3 protein-coding genes are annotated in these 4009 nt (G+C 49.1%); all 3 read left to right on the top strand.

The features are described from left to right. The first annotated feature begins 230 nt into the window (after nucleotides 1–230). From purS to purQ, 3 genes are read left to right on the top strand one after another with little or no spacing between them, the layout of a single operon-like run. Nucleotides 231–482: a phosphoribosylformylglycinamidine synthase subunit PurS gene (purS, locus tag NWE95_11835; GenBank protein ID MCW4004590.1), complete on the top strand. Its 252-nt coding sequence runs from the start codon at nucleotides 231–233 to the stop codon at nucleotides 480–482. Then, entirely contained in the window at nucleotides 479–2863 is a 2385-nt protein-coding gene (gene purL, locus NWE95_11830; GenBank protein ID MCW4004589.1) for a phosphoribosylformylglycinamidine synthase subunit PurL, read from the top strand. The genes purS and purL overlap by 4 nt, the downstream gene beginning before the upstream one ends. Then, nucleotides 2860–3678 carry a phosphoribosylformylglycinamidine synthase subunit PurQ gene (gene purQ, locus NWE95_11825; protein MCW4004588.1) on the top strand — a complete coding sequence of 273 codons (819 nt, stop codon included), beginning with the start codon at nucleotides 2860–2862 and terminating at the stop codon, nucleotides 3676–3678. The genes purL and purQ overlap by 4 nt, the downstream gene beginning before the upstream one ends. Nucleotides 3679–4009: the final 331 nt, after the last annotated feature.

Here is a 4009-nt window from a genome sequence, read left to right as displayed (position 1 = left end):
CATTGAGTCATGTTGGAGTTGTGAAAGAAACCGCATATCCCACAACCTAACAGTCGCAGAAAACGGCTCCAAAAACAAAATACAGCCGCCCTCTCAAGCAGACTTGTGACAGGATTAAAACAAAATTTCTCACACAAAGAAACAAAACACAAAACACCGCTTTTTAACGTCGAATATTGCATTTTTCTTGACGAAAGTGTTTAAATCTTGATAGCTTAATTTAAAGGCTCATGAGATACGCTGCAAAAATAGAAGTCAGCCTCAAACCCGGACACAGCAACCCGGAAGGCGAAACAACCGCACGATTACTAAAAGAACTCGGCTACAAAGTCCAAGCCGTAGACGTCAGCAAAGTCTACACCGTACTTCTAGACGCCCAAACGCTGAGCGAGGCGAAAGCCAAAGCTCAAGAAATGAGCAAGCGCCTCTTAGCGAACCCAACCAAAGACAACTACACCATAACTGTTGAGGAGCAGAAATGAAACCTGACCTCTACATCCAACGCGAAAACAGCCAAGTCCTCGAAGTAACAACAGCGAACGCTACCGACGCGCAACTCGCAGAAATCAACAACGAGCTGGCATTGGGCTTTAGTCCTCAAGAACTCAAAGAAATTCAAGCTTATTTCCGAACTGAGAAGCGAAATCCCACAGATGTTGAACTGCAAACCATAAGCCAAACATGGTCAGAGCACTGCTGTCACAAGACTTTTAGGGGCAAAATCAAACTTGACGGCAAAGAAATCAACAGTCTCCTAAAAACCTACATCGCCAAAGCAACCAAAGAAATCAAAGCGCCATGGTGCTTTAGCGTGTTTGAGGACAACGCGGGCATAGTCAAATTCGACAAGGGCTACGGAATCGCCGCCAAAGTGGAAACCCACAACCACCCCTCCGCAGTGGAACCATTCGGAGGAGCAGCAACAGGCGTGGGCGGCGTCATCCGAGACATCCTTGGCGTGTGGGCAGACCCCATCGCATGCACCGACGTTTTAGGCTTTGGACCACTAGATTATGATTACACTAAACTTCCCGCAGGCATCAAACACCCAAAATACGTTTACATGGGCGTCACCGCAGGCATCAGCGCTTATGGCAACAACATGGGCATCCCAACCGTGAACGGAGCCATATACTTTGACGAATCCTACACAGGAAACGTCACCGTATTCTGCGGATGCATAGGACTCTTACCCCTAAACAAATACAGAAAAGCCGCCAAAGTCGGCGACCTCATAGTGGTCATAGGCGGAAAAACAGGCAGAGACGGCATCCACGGCGTAACGTTTGCCTCAGCCGAACTCACAGAGAAATCCGAGGAAATCTCGCGTCCAGCGGTACAAATCGCTGACCCGATTGAGGAGGAAAAGGTCAAGCGCGCCATGAACGCCATCCGAGACCTACAACTCGCATCCGCAACAACAGACCTTGGCGGCGGAGGCTTGTCTTCCGCCGTTGGTGAAACCGCTGAAAAATACGATTGCGGAGCAAGTGTTGACCTCTCAAAAGTTCCGCTAAAGTATCAGGGGTTAGCGCCATGGGAAATCTACATTTCTGAATCACAAGAACGCATGTTCCTGACTATTCCTCCCGAGAACTTAGATAAAGCCATGGAAGTTTTTGAACGAGAAGACGTGGAAGCCACTGCGATTGGTGTGCTAACTAAAGAGCGGCGCCTACAACTCAAGTATGGGCAAGAAACAGTTGCGGACTTAGACATGGCTTTCCTGTTTAACCTTTGCGAGGTCACCAAAAACGCCACCATCGAAACGCCAAGCCTTAAAGAGCCAAAGTTTGCAGAGCCCCAAGACCTCACCCAAACGCTTTTGCAACTGCTGGCGGCGCCAAACATTGCAAGCAAAGAAAGCGTTATTCGCACTTACGACCATGAAGTTAAAGGTAACACAACCCTAAAGCCTCTGCAAGGCGAATACGCTGGCCCCAACGATGCTGCGGTTCTCAAACCCGTAGATGACTCCATTAAAGGCCTAGCGATTTCCTGCGGCATGAACCCGAATTACGGGAAAATTGATGCTTACTGGATGGCGGCTTCAGCCATAGACGAAGCGATACGCAATAACCTCGCGGTGGGCGGCAGAAGAATCGCGCTTTTGGACAATTTCACTTGGGGCAACCCAGAAAAACCAGAACGCCTCGGCTCACTGGTCAGGGCGTGCCAAGCATGCTACGCTGTGGCTACTGCGTTTAGAACTCCGTTTATTTCGGGCAAAGACAGTCTCTACAATGAGTCACCTCTTGGTCCAGTTACGCCAACGCTGCTCATAACGGCGGTTGGTATTGTTCCAGATGTGAGCTTAACTGTGTCCATGGATTTGAAAGCCGCAGGCAACTTGCTCTATATAGTCGGTGACACTTACCCTGAACTTGGCGGCTCAGAATACTACAAGCTCAAGGGTTACCTTGGCAAGTCAGTGCCCCAGTTACGCGCTACCAAAGCAAGAAAAACATACTACAACCTAACCAAAGCCATGAGCAGAGGCATCGTCAAATCGTGCCACGACTTGTCTGAAGGCGGTTTAGCGGTGGCGGCGGCGGAGATGGCGTTTGCAGGCGGCTACGGCTTAGAACTGGACTTGCGAGCGGTGCCTGGCAAAGACTTGGCACGTAACGATTTTGTGTTGTTCTCTGAATCGAACAGCCGCTTCCTAATTGAAATTGCTAAAAAAGATAAGGCGGACTTTGAGGGTTTAATGGGCAAATACAGCGCCCAAATAGGCAGAGTAACCAAAGAGCAAAAGCTGCTCATTCACGGTTTAAACGGCAAGGTCGTGGTTGACGCGCCTCTTGAGAAGTTGAGGCACAGCTGGAAGAAAACGCTCAGCCCAGAGGAGGCACAACAATGAAACGTGAAGACATCAAGGTGTGCGTCATGCGCGTGGGCGGAACCAACTGTGACGCTGAAACCCAGCGGGCATTCCAAGAACTGGGAGTGCAAGCGGAAACCGTGCACGTTAACGAACTAATAAAGCGTCGCAACTTGTTGGATTATGATGTGTTGGTGTTTCCAGGCGGCTTCTCTTTCGGCGATTACGTGCGTGCAGGCGTGATTTTTGCGCGTAAACTCTCCGCTAAGTTGGGCAAGGAGATTGACACTTTTGTTGATGAGGGCAGACCGATTCTGGGCATATGTAATGGCTTCCAAATCCTTGTTGAGTATGGTTTGCTTCCAGGCTTTGACGGCACAAGCAATTACCCTCAAGCTACGCTTACAACCAATGAGCCAGCGGGCTTCAAGTGCCAATGGATTTATCTGAGGCAGGAGAACCGCGGCAAATGCGCTTTCACAAACAAAATCTCCGCTGGAAAAGTTATTCGACTACCTATTGCTCACGGTGAGGGGCGCTGGCTGTTTCCCAAAGAGAAAGAGCAGGCGATGCTAAAGCAGCTTGTTGATGAGGACATGCTGGTTTTCCGTTACAGCACCAAAGACGGCGAAGCCGCCGACGGCAAGTACCCAGAAAACCCCAACGGCTCATTTTATGATATCGCGGGTGTGTGCAACAGTGAAGGCAACATTTTTGGTTTGATGCCGCATCCTGAACGCGCAATGTATTGGTGGCAGCAGCCCGACTGGACACGCCAGCAAAGTAACCTCAAGTACGGCGATGGCAAACTGATATTCCAAAGCATCATAGACAAACTGACCAAAACCTGCTAAAGCGGCAACGTTTGTTTTTTTCTAGTAGTAGAAGAAGAGAGTGGCGTCCCTACTCATCATCTACCTGTGGGATTTGCAGTGTTGCCCGTTTTGGCTTCTGCGTCTGGTTTGGGTTGCTGGTTTGTTGTGGAACAAAATTCTAGTTGCTACGGATTTTTTTGCTAACTAACAGAAGCGCAATCATTTTTGTTTCTTTGTGTGAGAAATTTTGTTTTAATCCTGTCACAAGTCTGCTTGAGAGGGCGGCTGTATTTTGTTTTTGGAGCCGTTTTCTGCGACTGTTAGGTTGTGGGATATGCGGTTTCTTTCACAACTCCAACATGACTCAATG

This window comes from Candidatus Bathyarchaeota archaeon, assembly GCA_026014725.1.
Taxonomy (GTDB): Archaea; Thermoproteota; Bathyarchaeia; order Bathyarchaeales; family Bathycorpusculaceae; genus Bathycorpusculum.
This window is presented reverse-complemented; position numbering and strand designations above follow the sequence as displayed.